The organism is Streptomyces sp. NBC_01216, assembly GCF_035994945.1.
Classification (GTDB): domain Bacteria; phylum Actinomycetota; class Actinomycetes; order Streptomycetales; family Streptomycetaceae; genus Streptomyces.
The window spans coordinates 5014821-5030785 of record NZ_CP108677.1; the positions used below are offsets into that span (position 1 = coordinate 5014821).

A 15965-nucleotide genomic window follows, 5' to 3' on the forward strand; every position below is an offset into this window, starting at 1 on the left:
GGAGCCTTCCGCGTGGACGCGCGCACCGATGGCGTCAGGGGCCGCCTCCCGGGCCCGTCACGACGGGACCGGACCGGCCGGCGCGGGCTACTCGTCCGTGCGCCGGACCCGGTCCGTCACACACCGCGCCGGTGTCTACCGCGGGGTGACCGCGTCGCTCGCGCGCAGCATGTCCTCGCGCTCGACGATCTTCACCCGCTCGCGCCCCTCCGCCTCGCCCAGCGCCTTCTCTGCGGCGTCCAGGGCGTACCAGCCCTCCCACGTGGTGTACGTGACGCCCCGGCCTTCCAGGAACGCCACGACGGCGTCGGTCTCCGGGTTCTCCGGGGTGAGCAGCCTGCCGTTCGCGAAGTCGTCGAGCAGGTTGCCCACCGTCTCGTTGGCGTCGCCCTTGGTGTGGCCGATGAGGCCGACCGGGCCGCGCCGGATCCAGCCGGTCACGTAGGTGGACGGCATGGGCGCGCCGCCCTCCTCGACGACCCGGCCGCCCTCGTCCGGGACGGTTCCGGAGGCGGTGTCCCAGGGGAGCTTGGGCAGTTCGTCGGAGAGGTAGCCGACGGCCCGGTAGACAGCCTGGACGTCCCAGTCGGTCGTGGTGCCCGTGCCGGTGACGTTGCCCGTGCCGTCGAGCTCGGTGCGCTCGGTGCGCAGGCCGACGACCCTGCCGTCCGCGCCGAGGATCTCGACGGGGGACTCGAAGAAGTGCAGGAAGAGCTTGTGCGGGCGCTCGCCGACGTCGCGGATCGCCCAGTTCTCCAGGGTCTTGGCGACCATGTCGGTCTGCTTGTTCTTGCGGCGCTCGGCGATCGAGCCCTCGTCGTAGTCGATGTCCTCGGGGTTGACGATGACCTCGATGTTCGGCGAGTGGTCCAGCTCGCGCAGTTCCATGGGGCTGAACTTCGCCTGAGCGGGGCCGCGGCGTCCGAAGACGTGGATCTCGACCGCCTTGTTCGCCCGCAGGCCGGCCTGGACGTTCGGCGGGATCTCGGTCGGCAGCAGCTCGTCCGCGGTCTTGGCGAGGATGCGGGCGATGTCGAGGGCCACGTTGCCGACGCCGAGCACGGCGACCTTCTCGGCCTCCAGCGGCCAGGTGCGCGGCACGTCCGGGTGTCCGTCGTACCAGGAGGCGAAGTCGGCCGCGCCGTACGAGCCGTCGAGCTCGACGCCTGGGATCCGCAGCGTACGGTCGGCCATGGCGCCGGTGGAGAAGACGACGGCGTCGTAGAAGGCTCGCAGGTCGTCCAGGTGGACGTCGGTGCCGTAGTCGACGTTGCCGAAGAGTCGCACCTGGGGCTTGTCGAGCACCTGGTGCAGCGCGGTGACGATGCCCTTGATCCGGGGGTGGTCGGGGGCGACGCCGTAACGGATCAGACCGAACGGCGCCGGCATCCGCTCGAAGAGGTCGATGGACACGCCCGGCTCGGCGGCGGCCTCGGACTTCAGCAGCGCGTCAGCGGCGTAGATCCCGGCGGGGCCGGCGCCGACGATCGCGACCCGGAGGGGGCGGGGCATGTCAGGTTCCCTTCGCAAGCGACATGGCGGCGAAAGCCGCCGACACTTAGGTCACCCTAATTACCTCTCCCTATCGGCCGGTACCCGCCCCCGGTCTATGGACCCATAAGGTCGACTTATGACTTCCATAAGTCGATGCGTGAGGCGGAGGGGCTGTCACGGTATCCCCGGACCCGGTCCGAGCCGGATTCCCGGGCGCCGGGAGAGGATTCCCGGACCCCGGGGAGGGCGGGTCCGGAGTACGGGAGAATGGGGCCCATGAGTCTGTTCCGCGACGACGGCATCGTGCTGCGCACCCAGAAGCTGGGTGAAGCGGACCGCATCATCACGCTCCTCACGCGCGGTCACGGCCGCGTACGCGCCGTGGCCCGCGGGGTCCGGCGCACGAAGTCGAAGTTCGGGGCCCGGCTGGAGCCCTTCTCGCACGTGGACGTCCAGTTCTTCGCGCGGGGGAGCGAGCTCGTCGGCAGGGGCCTTCCGCTCTGCACGCAGAGCGAGACCATCGCCGCGTACGGCAGCGGGATCGTCACCGACTACGCCCGCTACACGGCCGGCACCGCGATGCTGGAGACCGCGGAGCGCTTCACGGACCACGAGGGCGAACCGGCCGTGCAGCAGTACCTGCTGCTGGTCGGCGGACTGCGGACGCTGTCCCGCGGTGAACACGCCCCGCACCTCATCCTCGACGCCTTCCTGCTGCGCTCGCTCGCGGTCAACGGCTACGCCCCCAGCTTCGACGACTGCGCGAAGTGCGGCATCCACGGACCCAACCGGTTCTTCTCGGTCGCGTCCGGCGGAGTCGTCTGCGGCGACTGCCGGGTGCCCGGCAGCGTCGTACCCTCTTCGGAGGCCATCGGCCTGCTCGGCGCGCTGCTCACCGGCGACTGGGCGACGGCGGACGCGTGCGAGCCGCGCCACGTCAGGGAGGGTGGCGGGCTCGTGTCCGCCTATCTGCACTGGCACTTGGAGCGCGGCCTGCGCTCACTGCGGTATGTAGAGAAGAGCTAGACGCTCGGAGCTAGGAGTGACCCCATGGCCATGGCACGAATCCTCGGACGGCAGCGCCGGGAGTACAAGGCCCCCGAGCCGCACCCGTCCGGCGCGCGCCCGCCGAGGCTTCCCGGCGAGCTGGTGCCGAACCACGTGGCCTGCGTGATGGACGGCAACGGCCGCTGGGCGCAGGAGCGCGGTCTGCCGCGCACCGAAGGCCACAAGGTCGGTGAGGGCGTCGTCCTGGACGTGCTCAAGGGCTGCCTGGAGATCGGGGTCAGGAACCTCTCGCTCTACGCCTTCTCCACGGAGAACTGGAAGCGGTCGCCGGAGGAGGTCCGCTTCCTGATGAACTTCAACCGGGACGTCATCCGCCGCCGACGCGACGAGATGGACGAGCTCGGCATCCGGATCCGCTGGGTCGGCCGCATGCCGAAGATGTGGAAGTCGGTCGTCCAGGAGCTTCAGGTCGCCCAGGAGCAGACGAAGAACAACGACGCCATGACGCTGTACTTCTGCGTGAACTACGGCGGCCGGGCCGAGGTCGCGGACGCCGCGCAGGCCATCGCGCGCGACGTGGCGGCCGGGAAGCTCGACCCGGCCAAGGTCAACGAGAAGACCTTCCAGAAGTACCTGTACTACCCGGACATGCCGGACGTGGACCTCTTCCTGCGCCCCAGCGGTGAGCAGCGGACCTCGAACTACCTGATCTGGCAGAGCAGTTACGCGGAGATGGTGTTCCAGGACGTGCTGTGGCCGGACTTCGACCGCCGCGACCTGTGGCGCGCCTGCGTGGAGTACGCCTCCCGCGACCGCCGCTTCGGCGGGGTCTCGGAGGAGGACCTCGCCGTCCTCGACAAGCGGTAGCGGCTCGCCGTGCCACGCCTACCCGGCGGCGCACTCCGCGCAGGTGCCGAAGATCTCGACCGTATGTGCCACGTTCACGAAACCGTGCTCCGCGGCGATCGTCTCCGCCCACTGCTCCACCGCCGGGCCCTCCACCTCGACGGCCTTGCCGCACAGGCGGCAGACCAGGTGATGATGGTGGTCGCCGGTCGAACAGCGGCGGTAGACCGTCTCGCCTTCGCTCGTGCGCAGCGCGTCGACCTCGCCCGCGTCCGCGAGCGACTGGAGCGTCCGGTACACCGTCGTCAGGCCGACCGAGTCGCCGCGGTGCTTGAGCATGTCGTGCAGTTCCTGGGCGCTGCGGAACTCGTCCACCTCGCTCAGCGCGGCGGACACCGCGGCCCGCTGTTTGGTCGAGCGCCCGCGTACGGGGGGTCCTGCCGTCGCCACCGGGGCCTCCTTGTGAAGTCGTCTGCCCCCGCCATTCTGCCAGGCCGCTAGAGCGTGGCGTCGTCCGTCGCGCGCCGTGTGGCCGGAACCGCCATCTCGCACTCCGCCGCGGAGGCCCGGCCTCTCGACGCCTCCGCGGCCCGGGCCCGGCGTTTCGCCAGAGGAGTGGAGAGGGCGGTGAGCGCGATGAACACGGCGATGGCGAGCAGCACGATCGTCGCGCCGGGCGGTACGTCCCGGTAGTACGAGGTGATCGTGCCGGCCAGGGTCACGCCGGTGCCGATGACCACCGCGAGGACGAAGGTCGCCCGGAAGGACTTCGACAACTGCTGGGCCGCCGCCACCGGGACCACCATCAGGGCGCTGACGAGCAGCAGGCCCACGACGCGCATGGCGACCGTCACGGTCACCGCGGCGGTGACCGCGATCAGCAGGTTCATGGCGCGCACCGGCAGGCCGGTGACGCGCGCGAACTCCTCGTCCTGGCTGACCGCGAAGAGCTGGCGGCGCAGTCCGACCGTGACGAGGACCACGAAGGCCGCGAGCGAGGTGATCGCGGTGACGTCCTCGGGTGAGACCGTGGACAGCGAACCGAAGAGGTACGACGTCAGGTTGGCGGTGGAGCCGGTGGACGAGAGGTTGATCAACAGGACGCCACCGGCCATGCCGCCGTAGAAGAGCAGCGCGAGGGCGAGGTCGCCGCGGGTCTTGCCGTACGCCCGGATCAGCTCCATCGCCACCGAGCCGACCACGGCGACCAGCGTCGCCATCCACACCGGGCTGGAGTTGAGCAGGAAGCCGAGGCCGACGCCGGTCATGGCGACATGACCGATTCCGTCGCCCATCAGTGCCTGGCGGCGCTGGACGAGGTAGATGCCCACGGAAGGGGCGATGATGCCGACGAGTACGGCCGCGAGCAGCGCTCGCTGCATGAAGGCAGGCTCGAGGAAGTCCATGGTCAGGTCAGCAGTCCCGTGCGGAGCGGCTCGTCGGCCGCGTGCGGATGTACGTGGTCGTGTCCGGGCAGCGCGTGCTGGCCGACGGCCTTCGGCGGCGGGCCGTCGTGGACGACGCAGCCGTCACGCAGGACGACGGCCCGGTCGATCAGCGGCTCCAGCGGGCCCAGTTCGTGCAGGACGAGGAGGACGGAGGTGCCGCGGGCGACCTGCTCGCGGAGCGTCGAGGCGAGGATCTCCTGGCTGTCCAGGTCGACGCCGGCCATCGGCTCGTCCATGATCAGCAGTTCGGGTTCGGAGGCGAGCGCGCGGGCGATGAGCACGCGCTGGTGCTGGCCGCCGGAGAGCGCGCCGACCGAGTCCCCGGCCCGGTCCGCGAGGCCCACGAGGGTGATCGCGCGGTCGACGGCCGCCCGGTCGGCGCGGGTGAGCCAGCCGAACGTGCGCCGGGAGAGCCGGCCGGAGGAGACGACCTCGCGGATGGTGGCGGGCACGCCGCCGGCCGCGGTGGTGCGCTGAGGTACGTAGCCGACCCGGGCCCAGTCGCGGAACCGTCTCCGGTCCGTGCCGAACAGGGAGATCGTTCCCCCGGTCAACGGCACCTGCCCGATGACCGAGCGCACGGCGGTCGACTTGCCGGAGCCGTTGGCGCCGAGCAGGGCGACGACCTCGCCGCGGCGCACGGTGAGGTCGACGCCGCGCAGCACCGGGCGCGCGCCGAGGGCCGCCGTGGCTCCGCGGACGGAAAGGACGGGTTCCAGGGGCATGTCGTGAGCCTCCGATGCGAGTCTGCCGTGCTGGGGTGTCACCTGGCGCCGAGAGCCTTCCGCAGCGCGGCGAGGTTGGAGCGCATGACCTCGATGTAGTCGTCGCCCAAGGACGCGTCGGTGATTCCCTCCAGCGGGTCCAGGACGTCCGTCCGGAGGCCGGTGTCGCCCGCGAGGGTCTTCGCCGTCTTGTCGCTGGCGAGGGTCTCGAAGAAGACGGTGGAGACCTTCTCCTTCTCCGCGATGCCCTGAAGTTCCCTGATCCGGGCGGGGCTCGGCTCCGACTCGGGGCCGAGGCCGCTGATGCCCTCCTGGTCGAGGCCGTAGCGCTCGGCGAGGTAGCCGAAGGCGGAGTGGGTGGTGATGAAGGTCTTCGTGGTCGTGTTCCGCAGACCCGTCTCGTAGGCGGTGTCCAGGTCCCCGAGCTTCTTCACCAGCGCCTGGGTGTTCTTCGCGTAGTCGGCGGCGTGGGCCGGGTCGGCCTTCTGCAGGGAGGCGCCGACGCCCTCGGCCACCTCGGCGTACTTCACCGGGTCGAGCCAGACGTGCGGGTCGGCGCCCGCCGCGCCGTGCCCGTGGTCCTCGGAGCCGTGGTCCCCCGCGTGGTCGTGGCCGACGGTGGTGCCGTGCGCCTCGAGCGTGGTGAGGGTGGTGGCGTCGACGCTGTGCTTGACGCCGGCCTGCTCGATGGCGTCGTCGACGGCGGGCTGCACGCCTTTGAGGTAGAGGATGTAGTCGGCTTCGCCGAGTTCGCCGATCTGCCGCGGCTTGAGCTCCAGGTCGTGCGGCTCGACGCCCGGCCTGGTGAGCGTGGTGACGCTGACGTGCTCGCCGCCTATCTGCTCGGCCAGGTACTGCATCGGGTAGAACGACGCCACGATGTCCAGCTTGCCGTCGCCGCTCTTGTCCGCCGCGTCGGAGGTTCCGGCGCAGGCAGAGAGGGTGAGGAGGCCGAGGGAGACGGCTCCGGCGACGGCGGTGGCGGGTATCAGGCGTCGTACGTTCATGACACTCATTTTCAACAAAACTGGAAACGATTGTCAATTGTCCTTCCTGTGGCCCGGGCCACGCCGCCTCCGGCCGGGCCGCGGGAGGGTCCGGCACCGAACCGATTTGATACGGGGGGTGCGGGCGCCGGTAATCTGAAGCATTCGCACTTCGTCGTCGTAATGAAGAGAGCACCGTGGCCGCCGACAAGATCGACACCATCGTCAGCCTGAGCAAGCGCCGTGGCTTCGTCTACCCGTGCAGTGAGATCTACGGCGGCCAGAAGGCCGCCTGGGACTACGGACCGCTGGGTGTCGAACTCAAGGAGAACATCAAGCGTCAGTGGTGGCGTTACATGGTCACCGCGCGCGAGGACGTCGTCGGCATCGACTCGTCGGTGATCCTGGCCACCGAGGTCTGGGAGGCCTCCGGCCACGTCGCCACCTTCACCGACCCGCTGACCGAGTGCACCTCCTGCCACAAGCGCTACCGCGCCGACCACCTGGAGGAGGCGTACGAGGAGAAGCACGGCCGTCTCCCCGAGAACGGCCTCACCGACCTCAACTGCCCCAACTGCGGCAACAAGGGCACCTTCACGGAGCCCAAGCAGTTCTCCGGCCTGCTCTCCACCCACCTCGGCCCGACCCAGGACTCCGGCTCCGTCGCCTACCTGCGTCCCGAGACCGCCCAGGGCATCTTCACCAACTTCGGCCAGGTGCAGCAGACCTCGCGCAAGAAGCCGCCGTTCGGCATCGCGCAGATGGGCAAGTCCTTCCGGAACGAGATCACTCCGGGCAACTTCATCTTCCGTACCCGCGAGTTCGAGCAGATGGAGATGGAGTTCTTCGTCAAGCCGGGCGAGGACGAGCAGTGGCACGAGTACTGGATGGAGCAGCGCTGGAACTGGTACACGGGCCTGGGTCTCCGTGAGGAGAACATGCGCTGGTTCGAGCACCCGAAGGAGAAGCTCTCCCACTACTCCAAGCGCACCGCCGACATCGAGTACCGCTTCCGCTTCGGCGGCAGCGAGTGGGGCGAGCTCGAGGGTGTCGCCAACCGCACCGACTATGACCTGAACGCCCACTCCAAGGCATCGGGCAACGATCTGTCGTTCTTCGACCAGGACGCCGGCGAGCGCTGGACGCCGTACGTCATCGAGCCGGCCGCCGGTGTCGGCCGCACGATGCTGGCGTTCATGCTCGACGCGTTCAACGAGGACGAGGCCCCGAACGCCAAGGGCGTCATGGAGAAGCGCACCGTGATGCGCTTCGACCCGCGCATCGCGCCGGTCAAGGTCGCCGTCCTCCCGCTGTCCCGCAACCCGCAGCTGTCGCCGAAGGCCAAGGGCCTCGCCGCCGACCTGCGGCAGAACTGGAACATCGAGTTCGACGACGCCGGCGCCATCGGCCGCCGCTACCGCCGTCAGGACGAGATCGGCACGCCGTTCTGCGTCACGGTCGACTTCGACACCCTGGACGACAACGCCGTGACCGTGCGCGAGCGCGACACCATGAAGCAGGAGCGCGTCTCCCTGGACCAGATCCAGGGCTACCTGGGCAGCCGCCTGCTCGGCTGCTGACGCCGCGCCGTCCGCGGCGCGCCCGCACCACGAAGCCCCCGGTTCCCGAGCGTGTGGGAACCGGGGGCTTCGCGTGTCACGGGCCCGGGGCGGGCTCCGGCACGGCGCGCGACGCCCGAACCGTCCGCGGGAGCAGTGACGGCGTCGCCAGGGCGAGGAGCCCGGCGAGCGCCAGCGCGGCGCGTGGGCCGGTGAGTCCGGCCAGCAGTCTCCAGAGTGCCGTCGTCGCCGCGACGGCCAGCTTGCCGCTGACCGACCACGCGGACAGGGTGCGTACCAGCCGGTCCGTCGGCGTCAGGTCGAGTCGCACAGTGGCGAAGACCGGGTTGAACACCCCCATGCACGTGATGATCCCGAGTTCGACGACCATCACGGTCAACAAGCCGGGAACGCCCGGCCCGACGAAGGCGAGCCCGGGCAGCCAGCAGGCGCGCAGCACCCCGGCGGTGCGCAGCACCCGGCGCCGTCCGAACCGCGCGACGAGCCGGGGCGACCACCGTGAGCCGATCAGACCGCCGAGGCAGGGCACGGCGAAGACGAGGCCGTACTGCCAGGGCGCGAATCCGAGCCGGCCGAGCATGAGGACGGCGAGCAGAGGTGAGGTCGCCATGATCAGGCCGTTGACCGCGAGGGTGTTGAGGAACAATCGGCGCAGGGCCGGGTCGGCCAGGATGAACCGCCACCCGTCGGCCAGCTCGCCGATCCGCAGCCGCGGCGCGCCGGTTCGCCCGGCGCGCGCCTCCCTGCCTGGGATCGCCCGGATTCCCAGCGCCGACAGCAGATAGCTGACGGCGTCGGCCAGCACACTCGTCACCGGACCGAACAGTCCGATCGCGGCGGTGCCCAGCGGAGGCCCGAGCATCGTCGCCGTCCAGGTCGTCGCCTCCAGCCGTCCGTTGGCGCGCAGCAGGCTCTCGGGCGGCACGATCTCCTTCAGGCAGGCTCCGGACGCCGCCTGGAAGGTGATGCCCGCCGCGGCGACCACCACCGACACCACGAGGAGCTGCGGGAAGCCGAGCAGGCCGAGCGTGTAGGCGACGGGCACGCTCAGCAGCGCAGCACAGCGCACCAGGTCGGCCACGATCATCACCGGGCGCTTGCGGCGGAACTCCACCCAGGGACCGAGCGGCACCGCGACCACGGCCCCGACCGCGACGCCCGCCGCGGCCAGTACCGACACCTCTGTCGTCCCCGCGTCCAGCACGAGGACCGCGATCAGGGCGAAGGCGTCGAACGCGAGCCAGGTCCCGAAGGCGCTGACCGCGTACGCCGCCCAGAGCCACCCGAACCCTCCGTCCGGGGACCGCCGGTCAGTCATGGTCCTCCTCCCGGCCCCATGGGTCTCCCGGGCCGGCGGCGTCGGCCCGGGCCCCTCCGCGCCGCACCTCGCCGGACGACTCAGGTGCTCAGGCCGCGCAGCACCAGGTTTACCACGGCGTCGAACTCGCCTTCGATCGAAGGGTTTTGCCAGGCGGGGGCGTAGGCCGGATCGTGGAAACGGGCGGTCGCGTCGAAGACGGCGCGGGCCGTGGCGTCGGGGTCGGCCGCGGTGAACTCCGCTTCCCGGGCACCCTCCTCGACGATCGTCCGTACCTGGCCGATCAGCGTGGCGATGTGTTCCTCCACGACGCCGCTGTTCTCGTCGATCAGCACGTTGTAGGTGGCGAAGAGCTCGGGGTCCTCCCCTGCCTTGCGGCGCTTGGCCGCGAACAGGGTGGCGAGCCAGTCCCGGAGCTTCTCGGACGCCTGACGGTCCGTGGCCGCGGTCACCTCGGCGAGCGCGCCCTCCGCACGGGAGAGCCAGCGTTCGGTGACCGCCTCGCGCAGGGCCGCCTTCGTGCGGAAGTGGCGGTACACGCTGCCGTGGCTGACGCCGAGCACTCGGGCTACGTCGACGACCGTCGCCTTGGCCGGTCCGTAGCGCCGAAGCACCTCCTCGGTGGCTTCGAGGATGCGCTCTGCGGTCAGGGTCTCGGTCGACATGGCAAGGACAGTACCCGTCGGACGGAGAGGGGTCAGCGCTCGCTGTCCAGGTGCGCCATCTGGGCCGCCGGGTAGCGGTCGCCCGCCGCCGCGCCCATGGGAACGGCCTCCTCCACCGCGGCCAGGTCGGACTCGTCCAGGACGATGTCGAGCGCCGCGAGGGCCTCCGTGAGTCGGTCCCTTCGACGGGCGCCGATCAGGGGAACGAGGTCCACGCCGTGCCGCGGGCCCTGGGCGAGCACCCAGGCGATCGCCGTCTGCGCGACCGACACTCCCTTGGCCTCTGCGACCGCGCGCAGCCGGTCCACGAGTTCCAGGTTCCGGTCGAGATTGGTGCCCTGGAAGCGCGGACTCATGCCCCGGAAGTCGCCTGGCGTGAGCTCCCGGTCCCTGCCGAAGTGGCCGCTGATCAGTCCGCGCGAGAGCACGCCGTAGGCCGTGACCCCGATGCCCAGCTCGCGGGCGGTGGGCAGGATCTTCTCCTCGATGCCCCGGGATATCAGCGAGTACTCGATCTGCAGGTCCGCGATCGGGGCCACCGCCGCCGCCCGGCGCAGCGTGTCCGCGCCGACCTCGGAGAGACCGATGTGGCGGACGTGTCCGGCCTCGACCAGACCGGCGATCGCGCCGACGGTCTCCTCGATCGGCACGTCGGGGTCGACCCGGGCGATCCGGTAGATGTCGATGTGGTCGAGGCCGAGGCGCTGGAGCGAGTACGCGGCGAAGTTCCGCACCGCGGCGGGTCGGCCGTCGTACCCGGTGAACCCGCCCTCGACGGTGCGCAGGGCTCCGAACTTCACGCTGGTCAGGGCCTTCTCGCGGGCCGGCGCCGGCGCGGTCCGCAGGGCTTCGTTGATCAGCAGTTCGTTGTGTCCCATGCCGTAGAAGTCGCCGGTGTCGAGCAGGGTGACCCCGGCGTCGAGCGCGGCGTGGATGGTCGCGACCGACTCGGTGCGGTCGCTCTCGCCGTACAGCGCGGACATACCCATGCAGCCGAGACCGAGCGGGAAGACGCGGGGGCCGGTGGTGCCGAGGGTGCGGTTCATGACGGTCTCCTCTGAGGGATGCGGACGGGCTGGCACGAGACGACTATGGCACGACGGATGACAGATTTCAATCTTTGTCATTCGGTCGGGTGATCCCGATGCGAGCCACGGTGGGCACCCCGCCGCGACGGGTCCACGGGGGCGCGCCGTGGAGCGGGTACGGCGCGACCGGCGGGCGACCGAAAGCGGATGACCGGACCGGCCCCGCGCGATAGCGTCACCGCCATGTCCTCGATGCCCGCGTTCCTCCAGATCTACGAGTAAGGGCGCCGCGGGTCCCCGACCCGTGTCACGCCGGATCACCGACCACCGCAACGCTCACTGATCGGAGAACACCATGGCCAAGGGCCGCAACAACCTTCTCGGCGTCGGGGGACAGCGAAGGAAGCCGTCCCGCGGCGACGCACAAGGAGGCGTGGAGAGCCGCGACGCCGACCGCAAAGCCGCCGTCGACCAGAAGCGCGAGCTGCTGAGGAAGATGCGCGAGCGCGCCCAGGACTCCGCCGGCGCGGTGCCCGCCGGGGACACCGGCGCCGTCGACGGCACTCCGGCCGACGCGCGTGAGACCGCGTAGGCCGTCGCGACGGGGCGGCCGTCGCCTGCTGCGGCATTCGCCGTACCGCCCGTGAGCTCGGCGACGGGGGCCCGTGTCATGTCCGTGACCCGGGCCCCCGTCGCGTGCTCCGCCGGGCGCCCCGGCCATCCGCCCGTGGGGATCAGCCCACCAGGCGCGGCAGCCGCAGGCTCAGCCCGACCGTCAGGACCACCGCCCCCAGCTGCACCAGGAGCGTGGCCACCAGGGCGTCCCGCAGTCCCGCAGTCCCGGCCAGGGACAGGAACAGCGACCCCAGTGTGGCCACCCCGAGCGAGAGCGCCGACTGCTGGGCGGTCACCATCACCCCGCTGCCCACACCCGCGCTCTCCGCCGGGACCTCGGACAGGACGACCCGGAAGAGCACCGGGAGCTGGAGTCCCTGGCCGAGGCCCGCGACCGCCATACCAGGCAACAGGCTCCAGGCCGACAGCTCCGGCCAGGAGCGCCAGGCCGTCAGGGCGAGCAGTGCGATCCCCAACGCCTGGAACAGCCCTCCCGCCGTCACGGTCCGGGTGCCCCAGCGACGCACCAGCCGCGGGCCCGCCAGCGAGGCGCCGAAGAAGGCCACGGCCATCGGGACCAGCGCCAGCCCCGAGACCACCGCGCCCATGCCCAGACCCTGCTGGAGCGCCACCGCGACCACGAACATGAATCCGCCGAAGCCGACGGAGAAGGGCAGCACCAGGGCCAGGCCGCGGCGCAACGAGACGAGGGCGAGCAGGCTCGGCGGGATCAGCGGCGTGCGGCCGAGACGGTCGGCCCGCAGCTCCACCCGCCAGAATGCCGTGGCGGCGAAGGGGGACACCGCCAGGGAGACCCAGGTCCACCAGGGCCAGCCCGCCGCCCTGCCCTCCGTCAGCGGCACGAGCAGGCTGGTGAGAGTGAGAGCCAGCAGCAGCGTGCCCGGGATGTCCACCGGCGCCGGCCGGTCCGCACGCGTCTCCGGTACGGTGCGGACCGCCAGGAGCAGCCCGGCCGCCGCCACCGGCACGTTGACCAGGAAGATCGCCCGCCAGCCAGTGCCCCCGAGGTCGGCGGCGACGAGTACCCCGCCCAGGATCTGGCCGGCCACCATCGCCAGACCGGCGGTCGCCCCGTACAGGCTGAGCGCCCTGGCGCGCCGCGCTCCCGCCGTGGAGGAGTGAATGGTCGCCAGCACCTGCGGCAGCATCGACGCCGCAGCGGCACCCTGTGCCACCCTCGCTCCGACCAGCGCCCAGGCGTCCGGTGCCAGTCCGCAGGCCAGCGAGGTCAGGCCGAAGGCGGCCATGCCGGCGAGGAAGAGACGCCGACGGCCGAAGAGGTCACCGAGCCGTCCGCCGAGGACGAGCAGCACGGCGTACGCGAGGCCGTACCCCGCGACGACCAGTTCGAGCAGGGCCGGACCCGCCGCCAGGTCGTGGTCGATGGTGGGCAGGGCGACGTTGACGATGAAGAAGTCGATCAACGGCAGCGCGGCGCCGAGAAGCACGGTGAACAGGCCGAGGGCTCCGAGTCCTGACGGTGAGCGGCCGAGGGCGGAACCGACGGAGGAAGGGGCGGCGGAGGCACCCGCGAAAGGGGTGTCCATGGCGGATCGAGAGAAGGTCGTGGAAGGCACGTCCTTGACGATCCGCTCCTTTCGAGCCTGGTACCAGAGTCTTCTTATCCTGGTATCAGTGCTACCTGGTACCGGGCTGAGCAACCCGGCATCCTGGAGACATGAGCATCCTGGCGGCCCCCGGCACCCCCGGCACCCCCGGCACCCCGCGCGCCCACGGCTCCCGCGGCGACTCCGGCACCGAGACCGACGTCCGGCGGCACGAACTGGCCGGCTTCCTGCGCAGTCGCCGGGAGCGGATCACCCCCGAGCAGGTCGGCCTGCCGCGAGGCCGCCGGCGCCGTACCCCCGGGCTGCGCCGCGAGGAGGTCGCGCAGCTCTCGGCCGTCGGCGTCACCTGGTACACCTGGCTGGAGCAGGCGCGGCACATCCAGGTGTCCCCGCAGGTGCTGGACGCCCTCGCCCGTGCCCTGTTGCTCGACGCGACCGAACGGACCCATCTCTTCGCCCTCGCGGGCACCGCCGACCCCGCTCCGGGAGGGTTCTGTCCCACGGTGACCCCGGCGCTGCGACGGATGCTGGACCAGCTGGAGCCCCTGCCCGCCTGCATCCAGAACAGCCGCTACGACATCCTGGCCTACAACCGCACCTACGGGCGGCTGCTGTGCGACCTGGACGCGATGCCCCGTGAGGACCGCAACTGCATCTGGCTCTGCTTCACGGACGAGGACTGGGCGCGGGCCCTGTCCGCGCTCCCGGACGTCAAGCAGACGATGGCCGCGAAGTTCCGCGCCTCGATGGCCGAGCACCTGGCCGAACCCGCCTGGAAGGCGCTGCTCCAGCGCCTCCGGGCGGCCTCGCCGGAGTTCCGGGAGATCTGGGAGCGGCACGAGGTGGCGGGGCAGGCGGGCCGGGTCAAGCACATCCTCAACTCCCGGGTCGGCATGCTCCGGCTGGAGCACGCCGACCTGTGGCTGGGCCCGGCCACAGGCCCCCGTCTGGTGACCTACGTCCCGGTGGACGAGATGTCCCGGGCCGGCCTCGAACGACTCCACGAGTCCGCCGTCCGTGAGGAGGCGTTCGGGGCGGCGGCGCTCCGGTCGGAGCGTGCGCCGACGGAGTGGGTGGCGGAGCAGAGCCCGGTGGCGGCGGCGCTCACGGTGCCGTGAGGCAGTGGCCCCCGTTCCGCCGCCCTCTTTCCGGCCCGTCGTCGGCCCGACCGGCGGGGTACGGCCGGTCGTCGGCCGCATGGCGCACGGCGGGAGGAGCGTGCGTGCGCCGCCGGGTCCGCGTGTGAGCTCGGGCATACCGGGACGGCGCGGCCGGTCGAGGACTTCCGGCGTGCGGGACAATGGGCGGATGACCGCGTTCTCCCCCCTCGCCATCGGGCCGCACATCGTCCAGCCCCCCGTGGTCCTCGCGCCGATGGCCGGCATCACCAACGCCCCCTTCCGCACCCTCTGCCGCGCGTACAGCGGCGGCAAGGGCCTCTTCGTGAGCGAGATGATCACGACGCGGGCGCTGGTCGAGCGCAACGAGAAGACGATGCAGCTCATCCGCTTCGACGACAGCGAGAAACCGCGCTCGATCCAGCTGTACGGTGTCGATCCCGTGACCGTCGGCAAGGCGGTGCGGATGATCGTGGACGAGGACCTGGCCGACCACATCGACCTCAACTTCGGCTGTCCGGTGCCCAAGGTGACGCGCAAGGGCGGCGGTTCCGCCCTGCCGTACAAGCGGCCCCTGCTGCGGGCGATCCTGCACGAGGCGGTGACGAACGCCGGGGACCTGCCGGTCACGATGAAGATGCGCAAGGGCATCGACGACGACCACATCACCTATCTCGACGCGGGCCGGATCGCGGTCGAGGAGGGCGTCACGGCGATCGCCCTGCACGGGCGGACGGCGGCGCAGCACTACGGCGGAACTGCCGACTGGGACGCCATCGCGCGCCTGAGGGAGCACGTCCCGGAGATCCCGGTGCTCGGCAACGGGGACATCTGGTCGGCGGACGACGCGCTGCGGATGATGCGCGAGACCGGCTGTGACGGCGTCGTCGTGGGGCGGGGCTGCCTGGGGCGGCCGTGGCTCTTCGGCGACCTGGTGGCGGGCTTCGAGGGGACGGGCGAGTACGCCCGGCCGGGGCTGCGCGAGGTCGCTGACGCTATGGTGCGGCACGCGCGACTGCTGGGGGAGTGGCTCGGCGACGAGGCGCGTGGTGTCATCGACTTCCGCAAGCACGTGGCCTGGTACCTCAAGGGGTTCTCGATCGGCTCGGAGATGCGCAAGAAGCTGGCCGTCACCTCGTCTCTGGACGAACTGAGCGCTCAGTTGAGCGAGCTCGACCTGGATCAGCCGTGGCCGGTGGGCGCGGACGGCCCACGGGGCCGTACGTCGGGCAACAACCGGGTGGTGCTGCCGGACGGATGGCTCAAGGACCCTTACGACTGCGCGGGTGTGAGCGAGGAAGCCGAACTGGACACGTCCGGCGGGTGAGCGGTTCCCGAGGGGACCGATCCCGTCCGGATCGTGGGAATCGAGCCGGTTCCATGGCGTGATCCTCGCCACCCCTGATCGCGGTGGCGCTCAGATGAGCGGATTGCGAGATGTTGCACTTCTGGAGGGGTGGCACTGGGTGCCACCCCTCCAGGGTTCAAGAGTTGAACACAGATGCCACCTTGTGCGCTCATGTGAGCGCACAAGCCCTGGTTTGG

15 protein-coding genes are annotated in these 15965 nt (G+C 71.0%); 6 read left to right on the top strand and 9 right to left on the bottom strand.

Translation table 11 applies throughout. The features are described from left to right. Window positions 1-135: 135 nt before the first annotated feature. A complete protein-coding gene (locus OG393_RS22335; protein ID WP_327376454.1) occupies window positions 136-1512 on the bottom strand; it encodes an FAD-dependent oxidoreductase in 1377 nt (458 codons plus the stop codon). 258 nt (window positions 1513-1770) lie between these two features. On the opposite strand from OG393_RS22335, the gene recO reads away from it, so the two are divergent. Together recO and OG393_RS22345 are read left to right on the top strand one after the other, a co-directional pair. Further along, the gene (gene recO, locus OG393_RS22340) at window positions 1771-2520 is read left to right on the top strand and encodes a DNA repair protein RecO (RefSeq protein WP_327376455.1); all 750 of its coding nucleotides are present in this window, start codon (window positions 1771-1773) and stop codon (window positions 2518-2520) included. Window positions 2521-2544: 24 nt separating this feature from the next. Next, on the top strand, window positions 2545-3369 hold the full coding sequence (locus tag OG393_RS22345; protein ID WP_327376456.1) for an isoprenyl transferase: 825 nt from the start codon (window positions 2545-2547) through the stop codon (window positions 3367-3369). Between the two features lie 18 nt (window positions 3370-3387). Here OG393_RS22345 and OG393_RS22350 read toward each other — a convergent pair whose 3' ends face one another. From OG393_RS22350 to OG393_RS22365, 4 genes are read right to left on the bottom strand one after another with little or no spacing between them, the layout of a single operon-like run. After that, window positions 3388-3798: a Fur family transcriptional regulator gene (locus tag OG393_RS22350; RefSeq protein WP_327376457.1), complete on the bottom strand. Its 411-nt coding sequence runs from the start codon at window positions 3796-3798 to the stop codon at window positions 3388-3390. Window positions 3799-3845: 47 nt separating this feature from the next. After that, a complete protein-coding gene (locus tag OG393_RS22355; RefSeq protein ID WP_327376458.1) occupies window positions 3846-4754 on the bottom strand; it encodes a metal ABC transporter permease in 909 nt (302 codons plus the stop codon). Between the two features lie 2 nt (window positions 4755-4756). After that, window positions 4757-5521: a metal ABC transporter ATP-binding protein gene (locus OG393_RS22360; protein ID WP_327376459.1), complete on the bottom strand. Its 765-nt coding sequence runs from the start codon at window positions 5519-5521 to the stop codon at window positions 4757-4759. 38 nt (window positions 5522-5559) lie between these two features. Further along, window positions 5560-6528, bottom strand: coding sequence for a metal ABC transporter substrate-binding protein (locus OG393_RS22365; RefSeq protein WP_327376460.1), 969 nt, complete (start codon window positions 6526-6528; stop codon window positions 5560-5562). Window positions 6529-6704: 176 nt separating this feature from the next. Here OG393_RS22365 and OG393_RS22370 point away from each other — a divergent pair, with 176 nt between their 5' ends. Beyond that, a complete protein-coding gene (locus OG393_RS22370) occupies window positions 6705-8087 on the top strand; it encodes a glycine--tRNA ligase (protein ID WP_327376461.1) in 1383 nt (460 codons plus the stop codon). A 76-nt stretch (window positions 8088-8163) separates the two neighbouring features. On the opposite strand, the gene OG393_RS22375 is transcribed toward OG393_RS22370, so the two are convergent. The 3 genes from OG393_RS22375 to OG393_RS22385 all read right to left on the bottom strand — a co-directional run bounded on the left by OG393_RS22375 (window position 8164) and on the right by OG393_RS22385 (window position 11116). Beyond that, window positions 8164-9405, bottom strand: a complete 1242-nt coding sequence (locus OG393_RS22375) for an MFS transporter (protein ID WP_327376462.1) — start codon at window positions 9403-9405, stop codon at window positions 8164-8166. An 80-nt stretch (window positions 9406-9485) separates the two neighbouring features. Further along, entirely contained in the window at window positions 9486-10070 is a 585-nt protein-coding gene (locus OG393_RS22380) for a TetR family transcriptional regulator (RefSeq protein WP_327376463.1), read from the bottom strand. Window positions 10071-10102: 32 nt separating this feature from the next. Next, on the bottom strand, window positions 10103-11116 hold the full coding sequence (locus tag OG393_RS22385) for an aldo/keto reductase (protein WP_327376464.1): 1014 nt from the start codon (window positions 11114-11116) through the stop codon (window positions 10103-10105). 337 nt (window positions 11117-11453) lie between these two features. On the opposite strand from OG393_RS22385, the gene OG393_RS22390 reads away from it, so the two are divergent. Beyond that, complete coding sequence (locus tag OG393_RS22390; protein WP_327376465.1) at window positions 11454-11690, top strand: DUF6243 family protein; 237 nt, start codon at window positions 11454-11456, stop codon at window positions 11688-11690. Between the two features lie 142 nt (window positions 11691-11832). Here OG393_RS22390 and OG393_RS22395 read toward each other — a convergent pair whose 3' ends face one another. Continuing rightward, window positions 11833-13281, bottom strand: coding sequence for an MFS transporter (locus OG393_RS22395; RefSeq protein WP_327378511.1), 1449 nt, complete (start codon window positions 13279-13281; stop codon window positions 11833-11835). 131 nt (window positions 13282-13412) lie between these two features. Here OG393_RS22395 and OG393_RS22400 point away from each other — a divergent pair, with 131 nt between their 5' ends. Both OG393_RS22400 and dusB read left to right on the top strand, forming a co-directional pair. Further along, window positions 13413-14420, top strand: a complete 1008-nt coding sequence (locus OG393_RS22400; RefSeq protein ID WP_327376466.1) for an MmyB family transcriptional regulator — start codon at window positions 13413-13415, stop codon at window positions 14418-14420. Window positions 14421-14610: 190 nt separating this feature from the next. Next, on the top strand, window positions 14611-15747 hold the full coding sequence (gene dusB / locus OG393_RS22405; RefSeq protein WP_327376467.1) for a tRNA dihydrouridine synthase DusB: 1137 nt from the start codon (window positions 14611-14613) through the stop codon (window positions 15745-15747). Window positions 15748-15965: the final 218 nt, after the last annotated feature.